Below are 24,110 nucleotides of genomic sequence, written 5' to 3'. Positions count from 1 at the left end.
GGTCCCTACGGGCTTCGCCCGTAGCAGCGAACGGTTGCGCTGCGCGCAACCGTTACGCTCCCGCTCCGCGTGAGCGCCAGCCGTGTCACTGCGTGACACGGCGTCAACTCACGGGCTGCGCCCATGAGTTGGGCGCGCCGCGCTCCGCGCCACGCGCCAGCGACCGCGATGCGGCCGCCCCCGCCCCGAGCCCGGAACGGGGCCTCCGCTGCGCTCCAGCCCCAACACCCCGCGAGCAATGGGGAACTGGCAGGAAAAGCAGCAGCAGTAGGACGGGGAGGCGGTGGGAGACGAAAGCGCGGGACATGCCCCGGGAGGGCGAGGGGAGGTGACGGAGGGTCGGGGGAGCGTGAACCGCTGGGGGGTCTAGCCACATCGGGTGATCGGCATCGATTGATGTGCATCACTTTGGAGTACTAGATAAAGTCTGGAAACGGTAGGGCGCACCACTGTCAGCAGAAAAAGCCCGTTGGTTTCAACTTTGAGTTTCATCGAAATCCAGCACAGATAGAGGCTGCCAAATTCACCTTTGCTGGACTGACCTCAACCACAGAACGGAACTTCGGAAATGGGAAAGTCGAAATTCTGCATGCGGAGGTATCGGAGCCGAACGGCCCCCGGGCCGGGCGGCGGAACCCCCGGCGGCGCCAGCGACGCCTTGCTGCTGCTTGTCCCGTCACGGCCGGCACCACCCGAGACTCAGAGCCGCTGGTGCCGCCTACGGTCTGCGTGGGTCCATGGGCCCGCACGCGAAGCCGCCTCAGCCACGAGGGGTCCGGCCGGCGCCTGCGGGTGGACCTCAGCCACTTGATACATACCGAGATCAAGAACCCGCAGGTCAGCGCGTTGCAGATCGCGCGATATGCACCGGCTGACGGGACAGATCTCGGTCGATCTGTCCCGACTGAGGGGGCATATCGACCGTTCAATGTCAACTAGAGGCGACATGTTCCGAGCGCCCATGTCAAGCAGAAGCGACTTCTGGGGCGGATGTGCCCGGCGGGCCGATCGCTGGACGGGCAGGGGGGAGATCTGTCCCCCTGGGGGGACACAACTTGCGCGGCATGTCGTGTCGGAGCGACATCGGTTTCAAGCAGAGCTGACATACTGCTGCGCGTCCGGCGATCAACAATGTGGGAGCAGCTTCGTGTCGACTGAGCCGCAGCGCCGCCGTCCGAGCGCCAAGGAGGCGCCGCAGCCGAAGCTGCCGCTGGACGATCCCGCCGATGCCTGGGACCGGCCGCTACGGCCCGTCAAGGACCTGGACGACGTCGCACGGCAGTACCCGGGCCGGAAGCTCTCGTTGGGCGAGCAGCGCAAGCCCATGGAGTTCTACGGGACGCCGGAGCAGCCGAACGCGTTCTCCATGGACAGCCTGGAGTTCTTCCTCGTCATCGCGCAGTTCTTCCGTGAGGCGCTGCCGCTGCGGCTGATCCTGCTGATGATCGCCTGCCAGAAGGCCGGCGGACGGATCCCTCTGACCCAGGACGAGATGGCGACCGTCCTGGACGTGGCGCGCACCAAGGTGAACGAGGCCCTGGGCGAGATCATGTCCCACGGCATCGTCTTCCGGGTGAAGCGCGGGGTGTACCAGTTCAACCCGCCCTACAGCTACCGCGTAGCCGAGTTCATCCCGGGCACCGAGACCATGGAGCCCGAGTACATCAAGGTTGACCAGCACGTCACCCTCAAGCAGATCCGCGCGGACCAGAGCCTGCCCGAGTTGGTGCGCTTCCCTTCACTGGAGAAGATGAGGCAGGAGATCGAGCGGCTGCGTAAGGAACGGGCAGACGAGCGAGCTCGCCGGCGCCAGGAGCGGGCGCAGCTGAAGGAGAAGGGGGCCGAACAGTGAGCGGTCTGCATTTCGCCGCCGTCAACGCGGAAGGCATCGTCGCCGATCTCGACCTGCTGCCCGCGGCCTACCGCGTGCTGCTGAAGCTGCGCGCCCACAGCGAGCCCGGCGGCCGCATCGAGATCGACCAGGGCACCATCGCCCAGATGCTCAACCTGAGCCGGACGGCCGTCAACGCGGCCCTGCGCGACCTGGACCTGGCGCAGCTGGTGAAGAAACAGCGCGCCGGCGTCTACCAGCTCAACCCCATGCTCGCCGCCTACGCCTCACCCGAGGATGCCATCGCGGCCGTCAAGGCGATGCCGCAGCACGAGCGCCTCAATTCCACCGACTTCGTCGACCGCTACCGCAGGGCCGTCACCGCCTACCAGGACCAGCTCGCCGAGAAGCGCCGGCGCCGGGAAGACGCCAAACGCCGCCAGAACCTCAAAGCCGTTTCCTGACCCGCCCGGCCGGGCCGGTACTACGGCGCTGCACCCCACGTGCGGCGCCGTTTGTGTGTCTGGTGTCGGCGGCGACACCAAAGATCCCTGCCAGCGTGGACAAAGGTCGCCTCGCGCACGGACAACCTGGGGGCGCAGCCGCTTCCTATGCAGGTGGGTCACGGGCGCTGTCGGCCGTACGGGACGGAGAAGCCGAGCAACGCAGCGGGTGGCCGTCGACGGTAGTTCGCGTAGCGGCCATCGCCCGGCCGGTCCAGCCCTTCGCGCTTGTTGCAGGGGTGGCAAAGGAACCCGCGGGCGATGCCGGACTCGTGGTGATGGTCCAGGACCAAAGAGTCGGAGCGGGTCCCGCCACGTCGACCAGGCCGACCGCAGATCGCGCAGCGGGACTGCTGCCAGTCGAACATGAAGGGCACAGCGTCCACATACCGAGGCTGTGCTGCTTCTGGTGCAGGCCAGAACCAACAGGCGGGCGGGAGCTGGGACAACCAACGGTCAACCAGCGGATGAGCCCACCGGAGGAGGAGTTCCACGGCCTGGAGCTCGTCGGCATCTAGGTGGCGCAGACAGGCCGGAACCCCTTGGATGGTCCCGTTGCGACAGGGGAAGTGGCGACTCCCACGACATCGGTTCGTGCGGTAGCGATCAATGAGCCTCTTGGCCATGAGAACCCGCTCGATCAACACGGGCGTCATGTTCGGAGCGGTGCCATCGGCGCGCAACTGGCGCTCACTGTCCGCAAAGGTGGCCATGGGTGAAGGAATGATCACGGGGTCCTCGTGCGGGTGGCCTGTCGGTGGCGCTAGAGGGTCGTGCAGCAAACAACCGTTCGTTTGCTGCACGGCGTTGCTGTGTGCAGCAACGGGCCCGCTCCCCGTGCAGCACCCTTGTGCCGCCTGGCTTCCGGCCCTGTCCGGCCCCGAGTGTCAATGCTCTCCAGCAACAAGTGCAGCGCCCCGGCGACCCACGAGCAGCGGCGAACAGCACGCCCCACTGCAACCGAGCAGCGAGAAGCAGCAGCGCCCGGACGAGGGTGGTGTCCGGGGCGCTGCTGCGGGGTGCTCGGGAGGCCCTACGCCTCAACGTAGGCGACGATCGTGATCGACCCCAGGGCGGTCACGTAGTAGATCACCCGTACGCCGTCGATCTCGTCGACGTAGTCGCGCAGCAGGGTGCCGGGCACCTCGGTGCCGAGTTCGGGGTTGACGCTGATCGCGACGATCGCGCGGTCCAGGCGGTGCGTCTCGGACGCGGTGAGCTTCGCCAGCTGGGTGAGCGCGGGCTCCACGAGGATGCCCCGGGAGCGCCGCGGGCCGTGCTCAGGCGACACGGGGCTGCCCGTCGGCGAGGCGGGCGAGGTGGGCATCGCGGGCGACCTCCCACGGCACGCCGGCCTCCGGCGAGGGGTAGCCGTGTTCGGCGATGTCCTCGAGCACGGAGGCGAGGACGTCGACCTTGGCGCGCTGGTCGGCCGCGTACTTGCGGACCGATTCGGCGGCGGATTCGTCGAGCGGCTGGCGGTCGGGCGTGGCGGCCGGCTCCTGGCTCATCGAGGGCTCCTGGGGCGTCATCTGGCGTGTGTTCTCACGGTATCGCCGGGGCGCGGCGCCGGTCTGCGGTACGGACGAAACCTGCCCGATGACACAGATGACACAGCTGAACAGTGACACAGATGGTCACGGCCACCTGGGAAAACGGGGGGGATGACACAGATCGGCGCCGATGACACAGATCTGCGGACCCAGCTGGACCCAGGACCCAGGTGGACCCAGGTTCGCGTGGTCACCTGGGAAAACGCCGGACCCAGGACCCAGCAGACCCAGCTGGACCCAGGTTCGTACGGCGAGCTGGGTCCCGGCGGGCGGGTCAGGACGGGGTCATTCGCCGGCCTTCGACAGGCCTTCCGCGAGCTGGGTGACGACGTCCAGGATCGACTTCCCGAACGCGGTCGGCGCGATCAGCACCCCGAACGTGAGGCAGATGACCACGGTCATCTTCTCGTCGAACCGGCTCCGGGAGTGCGTACGGCGGCGCAGCCGCAACACGATGATGATGGCGAGCAGCACCGCCACGTTGATGGTCACGATCACGTGCCCGGACCTCCCGTTAGTCCACAACTCCCCTGCGAGCACCGCGCGTTCACTCCGGTGTTCTTGTGTAGCGCGAAAGGACCTCGATCGCGCCGGGGTTGACGGGGGTTGGCGGCAAAGCGGCCCTCCTGGCTTGATCGTGCAGGTCAGGGATGCGGTGGGTACGGGTGAGCGAGGCCTGCGCGGGGCGGGTGCGGACCGTGACGTCGCGGGCGGCGGGGCGCACCCTGGAGGCATGCGCACCAAGGACGTCCGGGTGGGGCAGACGTACCCCTGCGAGGTGCCGTTCGCGCTGCCGCACCGGCGGTACCGGCCGGAGACGATGGGCGACTCCTGGTGGGCGCTGAGCTGGCTGCGCGGCACGTACTTCCCGCTGTCCGTCACGGACGTCGCCACCGAGGCCCGTACCGCCCAGGGCCTGCGGATGGTCTCCACGACCCACGTCACGGTGGAGCTCACCGAGGACAAGGTGGAGGCCCTCGGTCTGCCGCCCGGTCACGGCTACCAGGTCACCGGGATGCTGCTCGATGCCGAGGACGAGCCCGTGGAGCTCCCCCGGGTCGGCACGCTCACCGTTCCGCTGCGCTGGCTGCACCCCATGGACACGCCCGTCTCCGGCGGCCACCACGACGCCTCGCTCCGGGGCTTCTGACCTGCCGGAGCACCGGTCGAACGTCGGTGATGTCCTGCGCCATCGAACCTTGACCGACGGCCCTGCGCAGGCAGGGGGTCGGCTGAGCGCCAGGCACGAGCAGGATGTAGCCATGGAGAACGAAGTGCCGTTGTCCGGCGGACGCATCACCCCTGGCGTAGTCAGGGTCGGCAGCACCGTCCGGCGGCCGATCGCCGCGTCATCCTCGTTCGTCGCCGAGCTGCTCGGTCGCCTCTGGCAACAGGGCTTCACCGGCGCTCCGCGTCACCTCGGGTTCGACGCGGCCGGTCGGGAGGTCCTCAGCTACCTCCCCGGCTGGGTGCCTGCCCGCTTCCAACGCTGGACCGACACACAGGTGGCCGCCGCGGGCTCCCTTCTCCGCGCCTTCCACGACGCCACTCGCGGCAGCCGCCTGGCCGGCCGGCACCCCGTGGTCTGTCACCACGACCCAGGGCCGAACAACACGGTCTTCGCGAACGACGTCCCGGTTGCCTTCATCGACTTCGACACCGCCGCCCCCGGCGACCCCCTCGAGGACCTCGGATACATGGCGTGGACCTGGTGTATCTCCTCCAAACCCGACGCTCCGCCCGCCACCGCACAGGCGGCGCAGGTGCGCGTCCTCGCCGACGCGTACCGGCTCGAATCCGCCGCCCGCCTACGCCTCATCGACGCCGCGCTCGACCGCCAGGCCCGAAACGCCCATTGGTGGCGCAGCCACCTCGCAGGCCCGTCCCAGCACGTCGCCGATGACCGCGAGATCGCCGAACGTATCCGGTGGTCCGACCGTGAGCACGCCTACACCGCGGCCAACCGCGCGATCTTCGAAGCGCCCCTGGCCTGATGGATCAACGACGTGGACCTGGCCGTCGGCGGTGAGCGTCTCGAACCGGGTGCCGCACCAGGTCGACTCCACCCACACGGCGACGACCGTGTCCGGGGCGCCCGTCACGACGCGGCCCCCGGACGCAAACCGGATCCGGCTTCGTGGGCGCGGACGAGCAGGGCGTTGACGGCGAGCGCGGCCGCGGGGTCGGAGTCGGGAAGCCGGTCGACGGCGGCCCGCTCGTCCTCGCTCAGCCCGTCCAGGAGGCCGGTGCGGGCGAGGGTACGTAGCAGGGCGTGGCGCAGGACGTCGGGGGCGAGGGCCGCGCGGCGGGCGGCTCCGGCTTCCTCCTCCTGGCGGCGCTTCTCGTCATCCAGCTGCCGCTCGCGCTCGCGTGCGGCGTCAACGGCGAGCTCGTCCTGGACCACCGCGTCGGCGTCCGGGTCGTACACGCCTCCCACGTCGGCGAGCAGCTGCACGATGCGTGCCCACTCAGCGACTTCGGCCGGGCCGCGCTCATCGCCGGCCAGGTCCTCGTGGTCGCGGACCATGTGCTGCTGCAGCTCGGCTTCCTCGAGGGCGGCCGCCGCCTCCGCGTGGCTCATGCCGCGGGCCCGCCGGCGGACCGCGCCGCGCCCGACCTTCGCCCAGTCGATCGGCTCGCGGGGCACGGCCGGGCGGTGGGCGGGCCCGCGCGGGCGCCGGTGGGATCGGGGTGCGGGGGTGCTCACACGAGCCTCCCAATCGTCGCGGGAACGGTGACAGGAAATCCGGCTGCCGCGCGGTGAGCACGGCAGCCGTAGACAGGTTTATAGCAGCCATGAATTCCGTGCGGCTAAAACGAGATATCGAGCCGGTCCACGTCCTTGAATTCGACGTGCACGCCCGCGCGCCCGCCGCCCTCCTTGCGGAAATAGGCGTCGGCGATGGCCTCCGCAACCAGCCCGTGCAGCTCATTGTCCGTCGCTCCAGTCTCCCGGGCGGACAGGATCAGGTCGGCGTGCGCGGGCGAGACAGCGGTCATGACGTCCCTCACCCGGCCCGCGTCCGAGGACCCCTCCGGGCCGAATCCGAAGTAGGCCCGGCAGGAGATGACGAGCCCTCCGGACGTGGCGGCGCGCTGCCTCGCCTGCGCCCTGACCTGCGGTTGCCACTGCGCCTCGGTCTCCTCCACCAAAGCCGCCTGGAGGCGCTTCTGAGGCCTCTTGATGGCACCCGAGCGGTAGCGCTCCACGGTGCGGCGGGAGACGCCCAGCCGCTCGGCTACGGCCGCCGTGGAGCCCTTCGCGCGCGTGAGAAGGAATTTCATCTGGGCTCGCGCGGATTTCGGCGCGGGACGGGTGAACAGGGCCCGGTCGGCCCGTCCGAGGCCCTCGAAGAGCATGCGCCGGAGCAGGGCCGACGTGGGGTTCGTGTGCTGATCATCCATACAGACAGCGTCGGGCCGGCCCCCTGTGGACAGAGGACGCCGGGAGCCGGGAAGGATGGGGCCGCAAGCACATCATCGCGGGGAGGGGGGCGTCATGCGGCTGACGATCGACACCGAGACGGACACCTACGAGCAGGCGATCGCCGCCGTCCAGGCTGCGTACGGGCTGCGGTCGGCCGTTCCGGAGATCTGGCCGGACGCCCCGGATCCCCGTCCAGGTCCTCAGAACCTCGCTGATGACGACCTCGCCGACGGCTGGACGGACCAACTGCTGTTCCGCATGATCGCCTCGCTCATGCCCGGCGCCCGGGATGTGTTGCGCCGGGTCACCGAGCTGGGAGGTGGCGCCTCCTACGAGGACGTCCAGCGCCACTTCGCTGACCACCCGACGGCCCCCATTCCGCCGTCGAAGATCGGCGGCACTCTGACCAGCGTCAAGGCGGTACAGCGCCGTACCGGCCCGGAAGGCGCCGGCCCGCTCCTTCAGCGGGACGAGCGCGCACGGCGCTACCGCATCGACGACGTCCTCGTGGCCGGTCTCCAGCGGGCCTTCGCCCTCGCCGATGTCCGCCCAGACCTGCTACGCGGCGAGGGCGCCGAAGCGCGCGGCCTCGTCGTGGCAGTTGGCGGCCAGGACCTGTCCGGGAGGGCCGGGGATAGGCGGGTGCGGTCCGCGGGCGGCGCACCGTAGTGGCCGCGCACGTCGGTCACGGGCAGTGCGGGCTGACCGGGTGATCCTGCCGTGCCTGCACCCGACGGTCCGTCAGGCGTGTTACGGGAAACCGCAGTAGAGCGGTGTGATGCTTCTCTCCTGAACGGCCCGTGGCTACGGATTTCGTTGCCGTCACCGGCCCCCGGAGGGCGTGACAAGGAGTGACCGGCGTGCAGGGGCGCACTCACCCCATAAATAGGGAAAGTCGCAGCGCACCCGTTTTGACAGGGGCACGGCCACTCCGTGTGACGGCGCAAGTGTCATGTGTTACGGATGCTGCCTGCGGTTTAGGTGATGTCGGGCGGCCCCTGGAGTACCACCCCCCGGGGCCGCAGCCCGACAGCTGGTGTTGGACCGGCCAGGCTCAACGTCAGCACGGTTAATGTAACCGCCCACCCCCCAAGGCCATTCCTTAAAACTGGGGAGTTACCCAAGAGTAGGCGTGGAACACCTTCCGTTTGGGGATTTTCAGGGGCTCCGTTCCGGGAGTCGGCGACGGTGCCGTTTTGTCGACATACGAGATCTCAGGCAGTCCTGGGTGTGGGATATCGTCTTTGGCTACCGGGAGACCGCGAATTTTCTTCGGACCACCGATCCGGATCGCGTCTTCCTGCACCTGGACCGGCCAATCTTCGTAAATGGAGTAACAGAGAATGTCAGCATTCCTGATCGCTGTCGTCGTGATCTTTCTGATCATGTCGGCGACGGTCGCCTTCACCGTCAAAGTCCTGTCGTCGACCCCGGCGCGCATTGCGGTGGTGATCGCCGCGTTCGTCAGCCTGGTTGTCGCCTTCCCGCCGATCATCCGCGCCCTGGAGCCGTCGGCCCACGTCACCTCGCCACCGGCCGTCGTGTCCCCGACCCCGCAGCCCAGCGCCGCGGGAGAGGCGGGCATGTAATGGCCTTCTGGAAGAAGGACGAGCCCATACAGATCGGATCGTCCTTCTACAACGTGGACGTGGCGACCGGCCGCATCGACCGGGAGGAGACGCCCAGCCGCTTCGGCACGGTCTTCGAGCGCAACCCCTTCCTGCGCAAGCTCCCCAGGGAGACCCGCCAGAACTTCCTCGATGAGACGAGCGGTTCGGTCGGTTCGGCCGGCTCGCGGACGTACCCGCGTGGGCACGAGCTACGGGGACCGAGCATCGGCACCGCCGTGCACATCGTGCTGACCGGGTGCGTGCTGGAGCGCACCCAGATAGGCCCGTCGTCCACGGTGCGCTTCCTCGGGGCCGGAGCCGTGGTCGGAAGCGTCGAGGTCTTCGACGACAACACGCCCCCGCCGATGGCCAAGTGCCTCACCAAGACCTGGACGCTCGCCATCCCGCTGGACCGGATGCGCGTCCTGGCCGAGACCAACTCCGGCCTGATGAAAGCGATCGGCAGCTCTGTCGTAGACCGTATGGAAGCCACCGAGCGCATCTACAACCGGCACGGGATGAAACCTGAACAGCGGCTGTGCGGCCTGCTGGGGCACCTGCTCATGCACTGCGCGGTGCCGGGCAGGGAGTACGACTTCATGGTCGAGGGCCCCACCCAGACCGACCTCGCGGACGCGCTCTCCCTCAGCATCGCCTCGGTGGAAGGAGCACTGACGCAGCTCCGTAAGAGCAAGACCGTGGTGACCGGCTACCGATCCTACGAGTTCCCTTCCGTGCGCCGGCTGCTGGAGGCGAGCGAGCTGCAGTTCCCGCAGGGAAGCCTGGCCCGCACCCTGGCTTCCATTTAGCAAAAGCGGAATCCCGGAAACCGGAAAGCGCCTGTCGTGATATCCATTCACGGCAGGCGCTCCTTTATGGTCTGGACTTTTCCCGTCCGTGTTCACTCCCTCCTCCTTCTGATTCATTTTGCAAGTTTATGAAAACTTTTCGATTGGGTCTGTCTGGAAACGCGGCAAGGTTGACGGCGCAGGTCAGCGGGTCTTGGGTGGAGGGCCACGTCCAGAGCAACGGGGCTGGCCATGGAACTGCTCAGGTTCTCCGACCGACCGCCGCAGTGTTCACGCTGCCGGGGCGACCTCATCAGCGCTGTGGCGCCGCAGGACGACGAACACGGCGCCCCATCCATCTGGAGCTGTGCCCAGCCTGCGCCACCGGCGACGTCGACCGCCCGGCGGCCGGCCTTCTCGTCCCGTGGTTCGCGAACGACGGCGGCCACGACATGAGCCGCGTCCAGGAGGGCGCCCACCTGCTGATGGAGCGGACGAAGGAGTGCATGGCCGCACACGGCTGGCACTGGCAGGAAACGCCGCCAGACCAGCCCTGAGCCGTCGCCCGTACTGGCGCCGCCGGGCAGCGCGGCCGCCGGGTCGAACTACTGTTGGGCCGTGGCAACGTACGACTATCCCGACGACCTCCTCACCGCGCAGCAGGCCCTCAATGAGGTGCGCGCCGACCTCGCCGCCCTGTACGAGAAGCTGCCGTACTCGGTGGAGCCGATGGAGGCTGGCAGCGTCCGGAGGGCTACTGGCTCGCCACATCCCGCGCGTACCCGGACTCGCCGGGCTGGTCGGAGCAGGAACAGCAGGATGTCGCCGCGCTGCGCGAGCGGGAACGTGAGCTCACCGATGCGATCCTCACGCACGCCTTCTGGAACGACGTCTCCGGGCCCGAGCGTCCGGACGCCCGCAGCAAGCTCAAGCACGCCCTCGCGACCGGCTCGGACGGCCAGGAGCAGGAGTCGTAGCCGTGGCGGGCACACCGCCCGAGCCGCCGCCCATCACGGTGGTCCTCCCGGACGGCCAGAAGGTCACCGGACGTCTCCACGAGCGCCAGCAGAGGCCCGATGGCTGGCTGTTCAGGGTCTCCGTCCCGGCCTGGCAGAACACCGCTGAGGGGGCCGTGGAGGCCGCCTGGTACACGGTGTGGGTGCAGGCTCCCGCCCACGTCCAGCGCGTTGAGGGGGTCTCGTACGACGACGTCCCGACGACGTACTTGAAGGCGCCGCCGTCGCGGTCGGTGCGCGAGATCCTCGGGCCGCGCCGGCCGACGGGCTGGGTGCTGCAGAAGCTGGACGCCCCCGGGCCCGACCGCGGCGTCCTGCACGCCCCGGACTGTGACGAGGCCCCGGAGGGCGCGCCGGTGCTGGAGCTGGAGCGCGCCCTGGACGCTGCCGAGAAGGCGGGCGTGAGGCTGTGCTCGCTGTGCGGGGCTGCGGCCGAACTGGACCCCGTCCTGCGTGGCTTCGACCAGGGCCGCTGACCGGCCGCCGCAGGCCTGCGAGGTCCCCATAGCCTCGCCAGACGGGCAGGCCGGGATGGACGGGCGCCGATTGCTCCGGGCCGTGGCCGCGGGGCATGCTGCGCGTCATCGTCAGTCATGTGATCAGCACATCCCGGCGGGCCTGTGGACAGAGGACCGCGACGGCACGCACCCCGGCGGCTGATCTCCACCCCTGCGGGTGACGGCGCCCTGGTGGGCACGGAAGCCGGGCCAGTACGTTCCCCCTGTCTTGATGATCGAGGGGGAGGGCGTGGGATGAGCGAGCGGGGCGCGTTACGAGGTTTGCGGATCCTGATGTGGGTGGTGATCGCGGTCGAGGTGCCGGTGTACCTGGTGTGGCTGGTCCAGGTCGGCTACCTGACCGGGCAGCAGCTGCACCGCGGTGACGTCGCGCGGTGGGTGCCGCCCGTCCTGCTGCCGCCGGCGGCCGTGCTGTTCTGCGTGATGGCGGGCTGGACGTGGTGGACCAGCGTGGTGGCCCGCACCCGTTCCCCGCTGCGGGAGCCATGGATCGCCGGGTCGCTGGTGTTCGTCGCCGTCACGTCGGTGTTCTGCGGAGTCGCCTCGGTCGACGAACCGTCGGTGTCGGTGGGCCTGTTGAGTGTCGCGGTGACCGGGCTCGGCATGGTCGGGCTGTTCTTCATCCCGGCCGCCCGCTCCCGCCAGCTGCCGGACGTCATCCGTTCCCGGCGGGCGCCGGCCTCCCCGGGCGAGGCGGACCCGCAGTAGGAACACCGCCCCGGCCGGCCGGGCCACCCGATTGCCCGGAGCGCCGCCCGCCGGGCATGCTGCGCGTTCGAGAAGAAGGGGTGAGCGTGTCCGAACATGACGACGCACAGGTGGCACAAGCGTCGCTCAGAAAGGCCGTGGAGCAGCTGAGCGCCGATGGGGCGGGCGAGGGCGGCGAGGCCGTCCGGGAGGCCGTCCGGGAGGCCGTACAGGCGCTCTCTGACGGCTCTGAGCGGCAGTGGACGCCCGAGCAGGAGACGCAGATCCGGGCCATGGTGGAGCAGATCCGCAAGGTGCGGGACCTGAACCGGCCGGGCGCGGGCTGGTGGCGCCGACGCCGGGAGTGGCGGGCCCGGGAGCGCTTGGTCGACCTGATGATGACCGGCGGACCGGCGCTGCTGAACGAGGCGGAACTGCGCCACTGGAAGAGCCACGCGATGGTGGAGCTGCTGCTGGAGTTCGCCGGCAGTGCGATGAAGAAGGACGACACCACGAAGGCGCTCGCCCGGATGGAGACGCTGCACGCCGCAACGTACGAGGACTTGCAGCAGGCGAAGAAGATGCTGGCCGAACGGAAGGCCGCTGCCGGCTGATCTGTCGTCATGTCACGAGGGGCCCGAACCGGCGCGCGGTTCGGGGCCTACTTGCGTACGGCGCAAGCTACGGGGTCGACAGCCAGTGCCGCCGAAGCCGTGGCCGGTGGCGGTGGTCAGCCCGGCGGCGCTCGTGCTCTGCGGCGTCGCTATCGAGCTGCAGCTTGGCTTTCCCGAATCCGTGGGAGGCGGGAACGGTGGCTATCACCCCTCGCTCCGCTGCTGGGGCAGGGCGCGGGCGACGGCCTGGGCGTGCTCGCGCAGCGGGTGGTCCTGCTTGTCCCAGGTGGCCGCCACGTAGTTGAGGAGTTCGGCCGTGGCGCGCTCTGAGTCGCTCGGGTCGCTGGCGAGCAGCCGGTCGGCGGCGAGGGCGACGTCGACGGCCGGGGTGGACAGGTCTTCCTCGGCGATGGCGTTGCCCCGGGCGATGTCCAGGACCAGGAGGTGGCGCACCTGGTTGCGGGTCTGGACGGTGATGGTGTCCTCGCGCGGCGAGTCCGCATCTGCGGTGACGAAGCCGGGGTGGTTGAGGATCGCCGCGGCGATGGCCTCGGTGAGTACCGGCTCGGGCAGCAGGTCGTCGTCGGTGGGCTCCGGGTCCTTGAAGGTCAGCGTGTAGTTGATGCCGGCCTCGGTGGTGAACCACACCGTGTCGCCGCCAGCGTCGGCGTCCGCGGCGATGAAGTGCGGGCTGCGGCGCAGCGCGTCGGCGATGCGGACCGGGTCATGGTCGGCGTCGAACAGCGGGCTCTTGTCGCGGTCGATGGGCGGGAACTCAGCGGACACTATTTCTCTCCTAGAGCTCGATCTGGATGTGCTCGATGTCGGTGAACTCCACGCCCAGGCCGTGCGCCCGGCTGTTGTTGGCGCGGAAGTACATCCGGGCGAGGCCGTCGGCGGCGATCTGCTGGAGCTCCTGCTCGGTGGCACCCTGCTCGCGGGCGGTGAACAGGCGGTCGGCGAACTCAGGCGGCAGGGCCTGGGTGATGTCGCGGATCCGGGCGTCTTCGGTGGTGCCGGGCTCCGCGGTGAACCCGAACTTCGCCCGGGTGGAGACGACCAGGCCGCCGGTGCTCGCGGCCTTCTTCCTCGCCTTTGCCCGCACCTGCGGCTGCCAGCGCTGCTTGACCTCACGCTCTATGCGGCCGCGCAGGTCCTGCCGGGGCCGCTTGAGCTTGCCCGCGACGTAGCGCTCCACGGTGCGCTGGGAGATCCCGAGCGCCTGCGCGGCGGCCTTGGTGCCCTTGAGCTGCTTGACCAGGTACTTCATCTGCGCCTGGGCGCTCTGCGGGATTCGGCGGGTGAACGCCGACTCCAGTGCGTGATCCAGGCTGTCCCCGAGCGAGTCGACCATGACCTGCTACTCCCCTTCTCCGGCGCTCTGGTCGGTCTTGATGAGGTTGGCGATGTTGAAGACGCCGCCGTGTTCCTCGAATTGGGCTTCCGCCCACAGGACGGTCTGGGTGCCCTGGTGCTTGACCATGCCGGGCGAGACTCCGAGCCGGAACGAGCCCGGCGCCGGCTTGCCCTCGGCCGTGTGCGGCAGGACGTCCAGCGGGGACGGGCCGGGCGAGGGGTAGACGATCGCGTCGGTGCCGATCGCGACCGGGTAGACGTCGGCCGCGGCGGCGGTCTTCAACATCTTGCGGTGCAGGCCGACGCGCTGGCTCGCCAGCACGGCGGCCCGGATGTCGGGACGCCACGTCTCCCGTTTCAGCGCCGGGTAGGGCTCGTAGTACGGCACCTGCCCCCGGCTGCGCTGCCTCAGCTTCCCGATCGCGCCCTTAGCCGTCGCCTTGATCGCGGTCTCCAGCAGCGCCATCGTCGGGTCGACCTGCTTGCGCCGCCCCATCGCCTCGAGGAACTCCTGGCCGGTGAGGTCGGTGGTGACGCCCATGTCGGCCATCGTCTCCACGTACGCGTCGCGCAGCCGCTTGTACCAGGGGTCCAGGTAGCGGCCGGTCTGGGTGCGCACGTACGCCTCGATCGGCGCGACGTCGAAGCCGAGCTCCACCGCGTAGGCGACGGTCGGGGTGGCGTACCAGGCCGGGCCGGTCGGGTGCTCGCCGGTCGGCGTGAACGGCGAGGGGAGCCGGCCGACGTCGATGGTGCGCCCGAACACGTGGGCGAGGTCGACGTGGGAGAGGTCGACCAGCCACGAGCCGGGCAACGCCGGGTCGAACTTCGGGTTGCCGGTCAGACGGGTGGGGCCGTTCAGGCCGACGGTGAGCCCATTCGCGGCCGCCGCGAACGCCATGTTGACGTCGATGGCAACCAGGTAGGGCTGCATGCACTCGTCATCGGTCAGCGGCCGGCACCAGTTGTAGGGCTCCTCCATCAGCATTTCTGCCGGGGTGCGCTCGTGGTGCCGGGCGAACTTGCCCTTGAGGATCGGGTGCTCGTCGGGGACCTCGCACTCCACCACGGGGTAGAGCTGGGTGAGCGCGTCGTCGTTGAAGGCTCGCTTGAACTCGCCGGTGGCCTCGTCCTTCTCCGCGCGGGTCGGCGGGCGCAGCGCGGTCATCAGCTCCAGGCCGGTCGTCGCGGTGCTGCCGCGCGGCGTCGTCACCCGGGCCGCGTACAGGCCGAGGTAGCGGGCGAGGTCGGCCGGGTGCATCGTCGGCAGCTGCGGGTCGTCCTTCTTGTCCCACTCCCGGGCGTCCAGCGCGTTCCAGGGCAGGATGCACAGCTGGACGCAGCGCCGCTTGGACCCCTCGGGCTCGCGGAACACGCGGGCCCACGGCCCGAACCCGCGCTGGGTGAGCTGGAGTCCGGCCTTCTCAATCTGCTTGACCACCTTGTGGCCGGCCGCCAGTCGGCTCGCGCGCCGCTCCTCCTGCGACAGGGCGGCGGGCAGACCGTAGCGCTCCAGCGCGGAAGCGGTGAGGACGAGAATCGGGTCGGCGTCGCGGCCGTTGCGGTGCAGCCGGGCCTGCCCCAGGCGGGCCTCGGACAGCGTCCAGTCGACCAGCGCCGGGATGCTCTTGGCGGGCACGTCCAGGACCAGGCCGCCCACGCAGTACGCCGACACCTGCCCGTCCTCGCAGTCGACCACCGCGAGCGGGCCGTTCTCGAAGCGCGGGTCCACGGCGGCCGCCGTGGTGGTCTTCTTCGCCACCGCCTTCTTCGCACCCGTGCGTCGCGACGTCGACGGCCTGGTGCTGCTCGCCGCCGGACGGGCGGGAGCCTTCGCGGTCGCCGGCGCCGAGGCGGATGTGCCGGCGAACGTCTCCGTGGCCGTGACGCCGGAGTGGGTGCTGACGTTGTCCGTGGGAGCCGGGTACTGCTCGGCCCACCCGTCCAGCAGGTGCTTGTAGGCAGCGAGACGCGGCGGGCGGGGCATCGTGCGGCCGGTCTCCCAGCCGTTCACGGTCTCGCGCTTCGTCTGCAGCGCGACCGCCACGTCCTCCTGGGTCAGTCCTGAGGCTTCACGCAGCCGCTTCCGTTCGGCCGGCGGTGGCAGCAGAGGGCCTCGGGCCAGCAGCTCCGCGGCCCGCGCCATCAGTTCTTCTTCTGTGGGCATACAGCGACCTCCTACGCCCACCCTACCCGAACTTCACACTCAACGTAACTATGAACCTCACTTTGAACATCACATTTGACTGTATGCTCTGTGGCGCGACAGACCAGTAAGGCGAGCTGAAGGGGTTGCGGTGAAAGACGAGGACGTCATCCCGGTTGTCCTGACCGAAGGGCAGCACGAGGAGATCCTGGCGTCCCAGATCCTGCCGACCTGGACCAAGGACGCCGCCCCTCAGCAACAGCCCGTGGTGGTATTCGTCGCCGGGCCGCCCGGCAGCGGCAAGACGCTGGTCGTCGACCTGGTGCACGCCGCGCTCATGCGGCGGGGCGGCGGTGTACGCGTAGACCGTGACGCCTACAAGAGCGCCCACCCCCACTACACCGCCTTCCTCGCCGAAGACGTGCGCACCGCCGGGGTGCGGGTGCGGCCGGAGACCTACCAGTGGCAGGCCGGCATCGAGGCACACGTGCGGCACAACCGGTACGACGCGGTGGTCGAGGCGCCGTTGGCGCATCCACAGGAGTTCCTGGCCGGGCTCGCCGCGTACCGGCAGGCGGGCTACCGCATCGAGATCGTGGCCCTGGCCGTGCCCGAGGCTGTCAGCCAGCTCGGCATTCTGGACCGGTACCTGCGTCTCGCCGAACAGGGCCGGGCCCGCTACGTCTCCTGGGACAACCACGACGCCTGCGCAGCCGCCCTGGTCGACACCCTCACCATGGTGGAAGCCGCCCGGCTGGCGGACCGGGTCTTCGTCGTACGGCGCGCCACCGAGACGGCGCTATTGGCCGTGTACGACAACGAACTCGACCCCGCCGGGACCTGGCGCCGCCCGCCCGGCGCGGCAGACGCGGTCCTCGCGGAGCGGAGGCGTCCGTGGGGCGCCAGGGAGACAGGCCAATTCCGCCGTCAGCTCGCCGACGCCGACCGGCGTCTTGCCGATCCCCGGCTGCCGGAGGACTGGTCGCTGGCGGTGCGGCGGGATGCCGAGCGCGCCGCCGCGTGGGCCGAACCGGTCCGCCGCACCGTCCAGCCGCGCCGGCAGGCGCCCGGGGTCGACTACCACCGGCTCTCCGCGGCGGAACACCGCTGGATCTTCGACGAGTTGATCGTTCCGACCCTGGGGCGGATCACACCGCAGGACAAGCCCGTCGCGGTGTATGTGATGGGCCAGCCCGGCGCAGGAAAGACCCGGGCCGCTCACATGGTCCGCGGCACGCTACGGGACGGCCCCACCCACATCACAGGCGACGACTTCAAGTTCAACCACCCCGACTACCTGCAGCTGCTGCGTGAGGAGCCGCGCACGGCCTCGGCACGCATCCGCGCCGACTACCGGGCCTGGCAGGCGCAGGCCGAAGCATACGTACGCGAGCGGCGCGGCGACGCGGTCATCGAGATCACCCCGGCAACCGCCGCCGGGTTCGTCACCAGCGCAGCTTTGTACCAGCAGGCCGGCTATCGAGTGGAGCTGGTCGTCCTGGCGGTGCGCGCGGCCGATTCCCGCCAGGGCACGGCCGCCCGCTACGCCCGCGTGAGCGAGCGGGGCGTGCCCACGCGGTTCACCACCGCCGCCGGGCATGACCTGCACTACGCCGTTCTGCCCGAGGTGGTGGCGGCCGCGGAGCGGCTGTCCGCCGTGGACTCAGTCCTGGTGATGCGGCGCGACGCCCACCCTCTATACCGCAATACCCTGGATGGCCAGGGGAGTTGGACATCCCGCCCGGCGGCCGAACTGGCCTTGCTCGCGGAACAGGCCCGCCCCTACACCCCCGAGGAAGCAGCACGTTTCTGGGCCGTACAGCGCCGACTTCACAGGGCGATGCCGCAGTACCGCGACGACCTCATCACGATCGCCGGCCTGGCCTGCCCGCTGATGCCCGCCCAGCAGCCACGCCAGCTCCACCCGCCCGCCCCGACGGCCGCGCTGCCCGTGCCCGCCTAGGCGGTTCTAGCTCAGCTTCGGCAGCAGTGCACGGGGCGTGCCAGCGCGCAGGAGTTCGCTCAAGCATCTCGGCATGCTGGCGCCCGGGGGCGGACGGAGTGTAAGGGCCCCACAGGAAGGCGGCCGCCGCAAGGGATGAAGCACCGTCGGATCCTTCGGGCGCCCGCGCAAGAGGCGAGCGAGCCCTGTGTCTACACGCTCCGGGCTTCCGCCATCAGCCTGCTCCAGCATGTGCGACAGCCGCATGCCCATGGAGCCCATGGATCGTCCACCCTTGCCCTGGGGCGGGAGTGCTCGACCCACAGGACCTCGTCCTGCCCAAAGACGTAGTCCTCGATCATCTGCTGACCCTCCGGATCGAGCACCCTCCTCGTATGCATCTTGTGCAGACCGTGGCGAAGCTTTTCGAGGCACGTCTGCTCGTACTCGGCCGCACCCCTGGCGCGTGCGATGGCCGCCGCCTGCAGGAGGATCGGGATCGCCTCTTCGCTGATGCCTGCGCGGACGTGACTGGCGCCGAGGCGGAACAATGCGAGGTTACTGAGTGCGGGAGAGCACTGGCGTTTGTCTGCGATGTTCCGGATGACCTGAGTGATGGCACGCAGGTCGTCCAGCATGCGCTCCTCGCTGAGATAGTCCTGGACCACTGCGGCGAACACCGTAGACACCTTGGGTTCAGCGACCGGCGGGTCGGCCGTGATCACGCTAACGATGCTAAGGCGCTCGGCCGCGATCCACTCCTCGGCTTCCCTCCAGCGGTTGAATCGGGGGGAGCGGTAGTTGGTTCGGCCATAGTTGATCATGACGGCACGCGCGTCGTTGCAAGTGTTCGCAAGGTGCTGGTGAAGCCGCTTTTGTGCCTGGGCGCGGTCGTCGCCGTCGGCGTGGACTCGGCCAAGGTCACTGGCGTACAGGCGCACCAGGTCGTGCATGCGCCACCGGCCCCAGGCTGCCCCAGGGTCAACTAGGTGAGCGCGGGCGAGGCCTTGGAGAACGTCCTCGGTCTCAGTTTCGGTAGCGTCCGCCAGCTGGGCAGCGGACTCGGTAGAGATGTCAGGACCGAGGTTGATGGGCAGCAGCCTGAAGAGCCTGCTGTCGCGATCGGTGAGACGCCGGTAGGACAGATCGAAGGCGGCCCGCACCGCGCGGTCTCCACGGCGTAGCCGGTCCAGGCGGGAGTGCTCGGCTTTCAGGGCGTCGGCCAACGATGCCACGGGGCGTCCGGGGCTGTCGGCCAGCAGCGCGGCGGTGATCCTCAGGGCCAGCGGCAGGCCCCCGCACAACCGGGCGATCACGGCGGCATCATGCGGCGCGTCCGACACCCGGGTGTCGTCGGAGCCTCGCGCTTCCCGGATGGTTTGGTCCAGCAATTCGATGGAGGCGGCCTCGTCGATGCCGCCCAGATCGTGCAGGCGGGCGCCCACATCTAGGGTGTCGCGGGAGGTCACGAGGGCTGCAGTGACGCCGTCGGTGGGGAGCAACGGTCGTACCTGGTCCTCGCTGGAGGCATTGTCGATCACGACGAGGACGCGGAGACCTGCTGCCGCGAACGCGGACAGCCTGCTGCGGTACAGCAGGGAACGTCCCTGAAGGTCGGGTGGGATGTCCTCGTGGCGTACACCCAGGGCGCGTAGCCAGCTAGTGAGCGCGTGCTCGGGGGTGAGCGGGTTCTCAGGGTCGTACCCGAACATGTCGATGAACAAGACCCCGCCGGGGAACCAGCCTTCGGTGCGCAAGGCGCGCGCAGCGGTCTGCAGGGCCAGCTCTGTCTTGCCAATCCCTCCCAATCCGGCGAGCGCCGACACCAGGACCGTTTGATGTCGCTCGCCGGGCGCCAAGGCCTGGAGGAGTTTGGCGACCTCCTCATCTCGCCCGGTGAACGTGGCCGAGGCGGGGGGAAGACCCGACATCGCTGTGGGGACGGGCCCGGGCGGCCGTATCGTGATGTCCCTGCCCTGGATCACCGGGCCCAGGAAGACCCCGCCCGTGATCTCGTTGTGTATCTCGTTGTGCGCCTGCCGGTCTGCGTGCCGCCTGTCGTGCTCCCCGGACACTGCTCCCCCATGTTCCACTCCTGTCGGCAGCCCAGTATCACTCCACGGTGCCCACCTGGTCATGAGCCTCTGCGGCGGGCCGTCCGGAGGGCGCCAGCGATGTCGTGCGGTGCCCACGGCACGCCGGCGCGGATGCTCGAATCGGCTTCGCTGGAACCAGGTTTCCTCGTAGCGTGTTGATCCTGTTGAGCGTGCACGTACGGAGGGTGCCGAATGGATCCCGTATCGGTCGGACTGCTGGTGGCATTGGCGGGCGGGGCTGGCGGTGAGATCGGCCGACAGGCGTGGGCGGGGCTGAGTGCAATAGCCCGCCGCCCGTTCCAAAACGGGCAGGACACTGAGGATGGTGCTTCGGTGAGCTCGGGGGAGGCGGAGCTGGTGGAGCTGGAGCGGTCCCCGACCGACCCAGCACGCGCGCAGGCACTGAGTACCGCTCTGGCGGTGCGGGCGGCGGTGGACACAGACTTCCGCACGGACTTGGAGCGATGGCACGAACAGGCGAGGCTGGTTCGCGCCGGCGACGGTGAAGTCCACAGCACGATCAGCGGTGGCACCTTCCACGGGCCGATTTTGCAGGGCAGAGACTTCTCAGGGATAACTTTCACCACGCCCTCGTCGTCGCCAAAGTCGGATATGCCCTCCACACAGGACTGACGCGGCTTTCGCTGGTCTCGTCATGGACAGAAGGTGTTAGCAGCCTCGCCTTCGTCGTCGCCCCTGGCCGCGAACTCTCTGGCAACGACCTCGTTCTGGAACCAATCTTGAGACGGCACGCTTCGGTGTGCCGCGTCGGCCCGGACCCCCAGGCAGGCCAGACCGCGCGGCGAGCACCGCGGCTACGCCTCCGACTGCGGCACGGAAGCCTCCAGCTCCTTGAGCAGCTCGGTGTAGACGTCGGCGAGACGCGCGGTCTCCTCGGGCCCGGCTTCCCTGAGCCGGACCTGGTCCTCGACGCACTCCTGCCGCTGCGCGGTCAGTTCCTCCAGGCGCTGCTGGTCATCGGAGCGCCGTGCGAGCAGGAGCTGCCGGTTGTACCAGGCGATGACGGTGCCCAGGATCTGGTGCGCTTCCTCAACCCCGACGGTGTTGCTGCCGCCCGGGCTTGCAGGCGGTCCGGACGGGGATTGGGGGTCAGGGGACGACGGCGAGGACGATGCGGAGTCGGAGTCGTGCATGGGAAGAACCACCTCGGGGTGTCGGGAATCCATTGACGAAAAGATCATTCTCGGATGTGGGCTGATCCGGGACTGTGGCCGGCCACGGTACGCGGCATAGATTGGGGCCGCCGATGATCACTTTTCGGGGGGACTTCGTCACATGACCGACCTGCGTGCGCTGTTCAGCTCCAACGACCCCAATGGCGTGGGCAGCAACGAGGCGTTCACCAACCGGGGTGCCCAGTGGAACGTCGTCGCCACCGCCCTCGAGGAACACCTGCGACACATCGCCGATGCCGGCTTCGATGTCGAGGACCTCGAAGCGCCGCGCACCAACGTGATCGTGTTCCACGGGGTGGGCGGCGTCGGCAAGTCGACCCTGCTACGCAAGCTCGAATCCGCGTTCACCACAGCGGAAGCACGCCCCCACCAGTGGGGTGCACCCCCCTGGGCGGGCGAGAAGATCCTGCCGATCCGCATCGACCTGGCCCGTTCGGCATCGACCGGCCGGGACTTCGAGCGCGTCGTGCTGACGATCCGGCTCGCTCTGGCCGCCGCCGTCGGCCTCCCCCTGCCCAGCTTCGACCTGGCCTTGCGCCGCTACTGGGACGTCCAGCACCCCGGCGAGCCGCTGGATGAATACGTCCGCCGCACCGGTCTGGCCGGGAAATTCGGGCAGATGCTGCCGCAGCAGATACAGGCCGCGGTCACCGAGACGATCGGCGCCCTGCAACTTCCCGGCCTGGTGGGCGCAGCAGTCGGGCAGGTCACCACGGCGCTCGTGCAGGCCCTGCGCGAGCGCCGCGAACGGGCGCGGGCCCTCGCCGGCTGCGCCCGCACCGCCACCTTGCTGGAGGCCGACCCCGACCTGGAGGCGCTCTCCTTCTACCCGCACCTGCTGGCGTGGGAGATCAGCCGCCTGCCCGCGAAGAAGGCGGTGACGCCGGTCATCCTGTTCGACACGTTCGAGGACACCGGTGACCGCCACCGCGACACCGAGCGACTCCTGCAGCGGCTCGTGTGGCTCATGCCGAACTGCTTCTTCGTCATCAGCGGCCGCAACCGTCTGCCATGGGCCGACACCGCCCTGCAGGGCCAGCTCGACTACACCGGGCCCGCCGCCTGGCCCGGCCTCGCCCCCCAGACGAGTCAGCCGGCCCGGGCCGCAGGACAGGGCGGCGCCCGCCAGCACCTGGTCGGCGACTTCTCCGAGCAGGACTGCGACGCCTACCTCGCCCACCGCCTCACCCAGGACGACCAGCCCCTGATCAGCGCGGACATCCGCGCAGTCATCACCCAGCGCTCGCACGGCCTGCCGCTCCACCTCGACCTGGCCGTCGCCCGCTTCCTGGAGATACGCCGCACCGGCCGCACCCCCACGCCAGCCGACTTCGACCACACCTTCCCCGCCCTCATCGCGCGCACCCTGTCCGACCTCACCGCCGATGAACGCCACGTACTGCGCAGCGCCAGCCTCCTGGACGCCTTCGACCTGGACCTGGCCACCCATGCCGCAGGCCTCACCCACCAGGCAGCCGCCCGCCGGCTCATCGAGCGGCCCATGGTCGCCGAAGACCCCTACGCGATCTGGCCGTACCACCTCCACGGCGCCATCCGCAGCGCACTGCGCACGGCCGACGACCACACCGAGGACCGCTGGACCCCCACCGACTGGCACCGCGCCGCCGAACGCGCCCTCACTGCCCTCGGGCAGCAGTGGCAGGACGCCCGCGCTCTCGTCACCGGCCGGCCCCTCCTGGTCGCGTGCCTGCGCCAGGGCCTGCGCCTGGCCCGCGACCACCACCTCGAAGACCTCACCTGGCTCACGGACGCTGCCTTCGCCTACACCGACGACTCCGTCTGGGAACCCCTTTCACCGCCCACCCACGCCTCACCCCTGTCCGGGACCGGCTCGCACCCGGGCCCGGACACGCCCGCCGAGGCCCTGGCCGAACTCCTCACCGCCATCACCCGCCGCCAGCACGAGCACCGCGAAGCAACCGCCAACCGCCTCACCGCCGTCCTGGACACCGGCCAGCTGCACGGCGAACTTGCCGAACTCGCCCTGTACTACCGGGCCAAGGCCCACAAGGACCTGGGCCGCACCGGCGACGCGCTGGACGGCTACCGCCAAGTCGCCGACGCCGACGGCCGGCTCGCCCCGCGCGCCCGCCGCGGACTTGCCAACCTCGCCCGCATCCGAGGGGATTTCCCCACCGCTCTCGCCGCCGTCCCCACCCTGGGATGGGAGGGCCGTCATCACCGCGTCCTGGGCCACATCCACTGGCCCCACGGCGACATCGAGCGGGCCGTCGCCGCGTTCGAAGCCGCGCGGACCGAGGCCGAACAGCACGACGCCCCGGGCGAGCAGGCCATCGCCCAGACCCACATCGCCCTGGTCACCGCCTTCGCCGACCCGGACCGCGCCGACGACGAACTCGCCCTCGCCCACCAGCTCCTCGACCAGCTCGACCAGCGCGCCACCACCCTCCTCGCCCAGGTCGTCGCCCTCGTACGCGATGCCGGCACCGACCGCGACGTCACCGACCGCGCCACCGTGCTGCGCACCGAGATCACCGTCGCCGGGCTCCCCTGGCTCACCCCGCTCCTGGAGACTGCCCTCGCTTTCCACCACGCTGTACGCGGCGCGGAAGACGACGTGACGGCCACCATCGACCGTCTTCGCGCGGCGACCGCGAACGGCGACTTCGCCTACTACGTTCACCTCGCGGCCGCCATGGGCGACCTGCCCCAGCCCGCCGGGCCCGCCATACAGTGGCTCGACGGTGAATCGGCCGTCCGTGCCCGCTGGCGTGCCCTGGTCACCGCCCGCCAACACCGCCTGGGCGGCACCGCGTAGCAGTGCCGAGGTCGACAACCGGGCCTT

The 24,110-nt window shown here is 69.7% G+C and carries 25 protein-coding genes; 14 read left to right on the top strand and 11 right to left on the bottom strand.

Features of this window, described 5'->3' with window-relative positions; all coding sequences use genetic code 11:
• The first annotated feature begins 1,147 nt into the window (after window positions 1-1,147).
• Both KUM44_RS22275 and KUM44_RS22270 read left to right on the top strand, forming a co-directional pair.
• A complete protein-coding gene (locus tag KUM44_RS22275) occupies window positions 1,148-1,852 on the top strand; it encodes a hypothetical protein (RefSeq protein ID WP_217210275.1) in 705 nt (234 codons plus the stop codon).
• Window positions 1,849-2,295, top strand: a complete 447-nt coding sequence (locus KUM44_RS22270) for a helix-turn-helix domain-containing protein (protein WP_217210270.1) — start codon at window positions 1,849-1,851, stop codon at window positions 2,293-2,295. Before KUM44_RS22275 ends, KUM44_RS22270 begins: the two co-directional genes overlap by 4 nt.
• Window positions 2,296-2,453: 158 nt before the next feature.
• Here KUM44_RS22270 and KUM44_RS47615 read toward each other — a convergent pair whose 3' ends face one another.
• The 4 genes from KUM44_RS47615 to KUM44_RS22250 form a co-directional block, all read right to left on the bottom strand.
• Entirely contained in the window at window positions 2,454-2,702 is a 249-nt protein-coding gene (locus tag KUM44_RS47615) for an endonuclease domain-containing protein (RefSeq protein ID WP_374202062.1), read from the bottom strand.
• Window positions 2,703-3,367: 665 nt separating this feature from the next.
• Window positions 3,368-3,625 (bottom strand): hypothetical protein, encoded by a 258-nt coding sequence (locus KUM44_RS22260; protein ID WP_217210265.1) that lies wholly within the window; start codon window positions 3,623-3,625, stop codon window positions 3,368-3,370.
• Complete coding sequence (locus tag KUM44_RS22255; RefSeq protein ID WP_217210263.1) at window positions 3,615-3,845, bottom strand: hypothetical protein; 231 nt, start codon at window positions 3,843-3,845, stop codon at window positions 3,615-3,617. The genes KUM44_RS22260 and KUM44_RS22255 overlap by 11 nt, the downstream gene beginning before the upstream one ends.
• Before the next feature lie 327 nt (window positions 3,846-4,172).
• A complete protein-coding gene (locus KUM44_RS22250) occupies window positions 4,173-4,385 on the bottom strand; it encodes a hypothetical protein (protein ID WP_374202061.1) in 213 nt (70 codons plus the stop codon).
• A gap of 235 nt (window positions 4,386-4,620) precedes the next feature.
• Between KUM44_RS22250 and KUM44_RS22245 the strand changes: the two genes are divergently transcribed.
• Window positions 4,621-5,037, top strand: a complete 417-nt coding sequence (locus KUM44_RS22245; RefSeq protein WP_217210262.1) for a hypothetical protein — start codon at window positions 4,621-4,623, stop codon at window positions 5,035-5,037.
• Window positions 5,038-5,149: 112 nt separating this feature from the next.
• Window positions 5,150-5,881 (top strand): phosphotransferase, encoded by a 732-nt coding sequence (locus tag KUM44_RS22240; RefSeq protein ID WP_217210260.1) that lies wholly within the window; start codon window positions 5,150-5,152, stop codon window positions 5,879-5,881.
• Window positions 5,882-5,985: 104 nt separating this feature from the next.
• Here KUM44_RS22240 and KUM44_RS22235 read toward each other — a convergent pair whose 3' ends face one another.
• Complete coding sequence (locus KUM44_RS22235) at window positions 5,986-6,594, bottom strand: hypothetical protein (RefSeq protein WP_217210254.1); 609 nt, start codon at window positions 6,592-6,594, stop codon at window positions 5,986-5,988.
• Window positions 6,595-6,698: 104 nt separating this feature from the next.
• Complete coding sequence (locus KUM44_RS22230) at window positions 6,699-7,292, bottom strand: terminal protein (protein ID WP_217210253.1); 594 nt, start codon at window positions 7,290-7,292, stop codon at window positions 6,699-6,701.
• Window positions 7,293-7,386: 94 nt separating this feature from the next.
• On the opposite strand from KUM44_RS22230, the gene KUM44_RS22225 reads away from it, so the two are divergent.
• The 7 genes from KUM44_RS22225 to KUM44_RS22195 all read left to right on the top strand — a co-directional run bounded on the left by KUM44_RS22225 (window position 7,387) and on the right by KUM44_RS22195 (window position 12,547).
• A complete protein-coding gene (locus KUM44_RS22225; protein ID WP_254389905.1) occupies window positions 7,387-7,983 on the top strand; it encodes a hypothetical protein in 597 nt (198 codons plus the stop codon).
• 674 nt (window positions 7,984-8,657) lie between these two features.
• On the top strand, window positions 8,658-8,903 hold the full coding sequence (locus KUM44_RS22220) for a hypothetical protein (protein WP_217210252.1): 246 nt from the start codon (window positions 8,658-8,660) through the stop codon (window positions 8,901-8,903).
• Window positions 8,903-9,733, top strand: coding sequence for a Crp/Fnr family transcriptional regulator (locus tag KUM44_RS22215; RefSeq protein WP_217210245.1), 831 nt, complete (start codon window positions 8,903-8,905; stop codon window positions 9,731-9,733). Before KUM44_RS22220 ends, KUM44_RS22215 begins: the two co-directional genes overlap by 1 nt.
• A 128-nt stretch (window positions 9,734-9,861) precedes the next feature.
• Complete coding sequence (locus KUM44_RS22210; RefSeq protein ID WP_254389904.1) at window positions 9,862-10,269, top strand: DUF6300 family protein; 408 nt, start codon at window positions 9,862-9,864, stop codon at window positions 10,267-10,269.
• Between the two features lie 422 nt (window positions 10,270-10,691).
• A complete protein-coding gene (locus KUM44_RS22205) occupies window positions 10,692-11,204 on the top strand; it encodes a DUF6233 domain-containing protein (protein ID WP_217210243.1) in 513 nt (170 codons plus the stop codon).
• Window positions 11,205-11,480: 276 nt separating this feature from the next.
• On the top strand, window positions 11,481-11,954 hold the full coding sequence (locus KUM44_RS22200; protein WP_217210241.1) for a hypothetical protein: 474 nt from the start codon (window positions 11,481-11,483) through the stop codon (window positions 11,952-11,954).
• Between the two features lie 86 nt (window positions 11,955-12,040).
• Window positions 12,041-12,547, top strand: coding sequence for a hypothetical protein (locus KUM44_RS22195; RefSeq protein ID WP_217210240.1), 507 nt, complete (start codon window positions 12,041-12,043; stop codon window positions 12,545-12,547).
• 204 nt (window positions 12,548-12,751) lie between these two features.
• Here KUM44_RS22195 and KUM44_RS22190 read toward each other — a convergent pair whose 3' ends face one another.
• The 3 genes from KUM44_RS22190 to KUM44_RS22180 are packed head-to-tail and all read right to left on the bottom strand — an operon-like array spanning window position 12,752 to window position 16,070.
• Complete coding sequence (locus KUM44_RS22190) at window positions 12,752-13,333, bottom strand: hypothetical protein (protein ID WP_217210238.1); 582 nt, start codon at window positions 13,331-13,333, stop codon at window positions 12,752-12,754.
• A gap of 10 nt (window positions 13,334-13,343) precedes the next feature.
• Window positions 13,344-13,901: an XRE family transcriptional regulator gene (locus tag KUM44_RS22185; RefSeq protein WP_217210237.1), complete on the bottom strand. Its 558-nt coding sequence runs from the start codon at window positions 13,899-13,901 to the stop codon at window positions 13,344-13,346.
• Between the two features lie 6 nt (window positions 13,902-13,907).
• A complete protein-coding gene (locus KUM44_RS22180; RefSeq protein WP_217210236.1) occupies window positions 13,908-16,070 on the bottom strand; it encodes a helix-turn-helix transcriptional regulator in 2,163 nt (720 codons plus the stop codon).
• 130 nt (window positions 16,071-16,200) lie between these two features.
• Between KUM44_RS22180 and KUM44_RS22175 the strand changes: the two genes are divergently transcribed.
• Window positions 16,201-18,012 carry a zeta toxin family protein gene (locus KUM44_RS22175; RefSeq protein WP_308402693.1) on the top strand — a complete coding sequence of 604 codons (1,812 nt, stop codon included), beginning with the start codon at window positions 16,201-16,203 and terminating at the stop codon, window positions 18,010-18,012.
• 191 nt (window positions 18,013-18,203) lie between these two features.
• Here KUM44_RS22175 and KUM44_RS22170 read toward each other — a convergent pair whose 3' ends face one another.
• The gene (locus KUM44_RS22170) at window positions 18,204-20,066 is read right to left on the bottom strand and encodes an ATP-binding protein (RefSeq protein ID WP_217210235.1); all 1,863 of its coding nucleotides are present in this window, start codon (window positions 20,064-20,066) and stop codon (window positions 18,204-18,206) included.
• 213 nt (window positions 20,067-20,279) lie between these two features.
• Here KUM44_RS22170 and KUM44_RS22165 point away from each other — a divergent pair, with 213 nt between their 5' ends.
• Window positions 20,280-20,720 carry a hypothetical protein gene (locus tag KUM44_RS22165; protein WP_217210234.1) on the top strand — a complete coding sequence of 147 codons (441 nt, stop codon included), beginning with the start codon at window positions 20,280-20,282 and terminating at the stop codon, window positions 20,718-20,720.
• Between the two features lie 182 nt (window positions 20,721-20,902).
• Here KUM44_RS22165 and KUM44_RS22160 read toward each other — a convergent pair whose 3' ends face one another.
• Complete coding sequence (locus KUM44_RS22160; RefSeq protein ID WP_217210233.1) at window positions 20,903-21,241, bottom strand: hypothetical protein; 339 nt, start codon at window positions 21,239-21,241, stop codon at window positions 20,903-20,905.
• A gap of 142 nt (window positions 21,242-21,383) precedes the next feature.
• Here KUM44_RS22160 and KUM44_RS22155 point away from each other — a divergent pair, with 142 nt between their 5' ends.
• Window positions 21,384-24,083, top strand: coding sequence for a TGBp1 family protein (locus KUM44_RS22155; protein ID WP_217210285.1), 2,700 nt, complete (start codon window positions 21,384-21,386; stop codon window positions 24,081-24,083).
• The last annotated feature ends 27 nt before the right edge of the window (window positions 24,084-24,110 follow it).

The organism is Streptomyces sp. AC550_RSS872 (genome assembly GCF_019049285.1).
In the GTDB taxonomy this organism is placed as follows: domain Bacteria; phylum Actinomycetota; class Actinomycetes; order Streptomycetales; family Streptomycetaceae; genus Streptomyces.
This window is presented reverse-complemented; position numbering and strand designations above follow the sequence as displayed.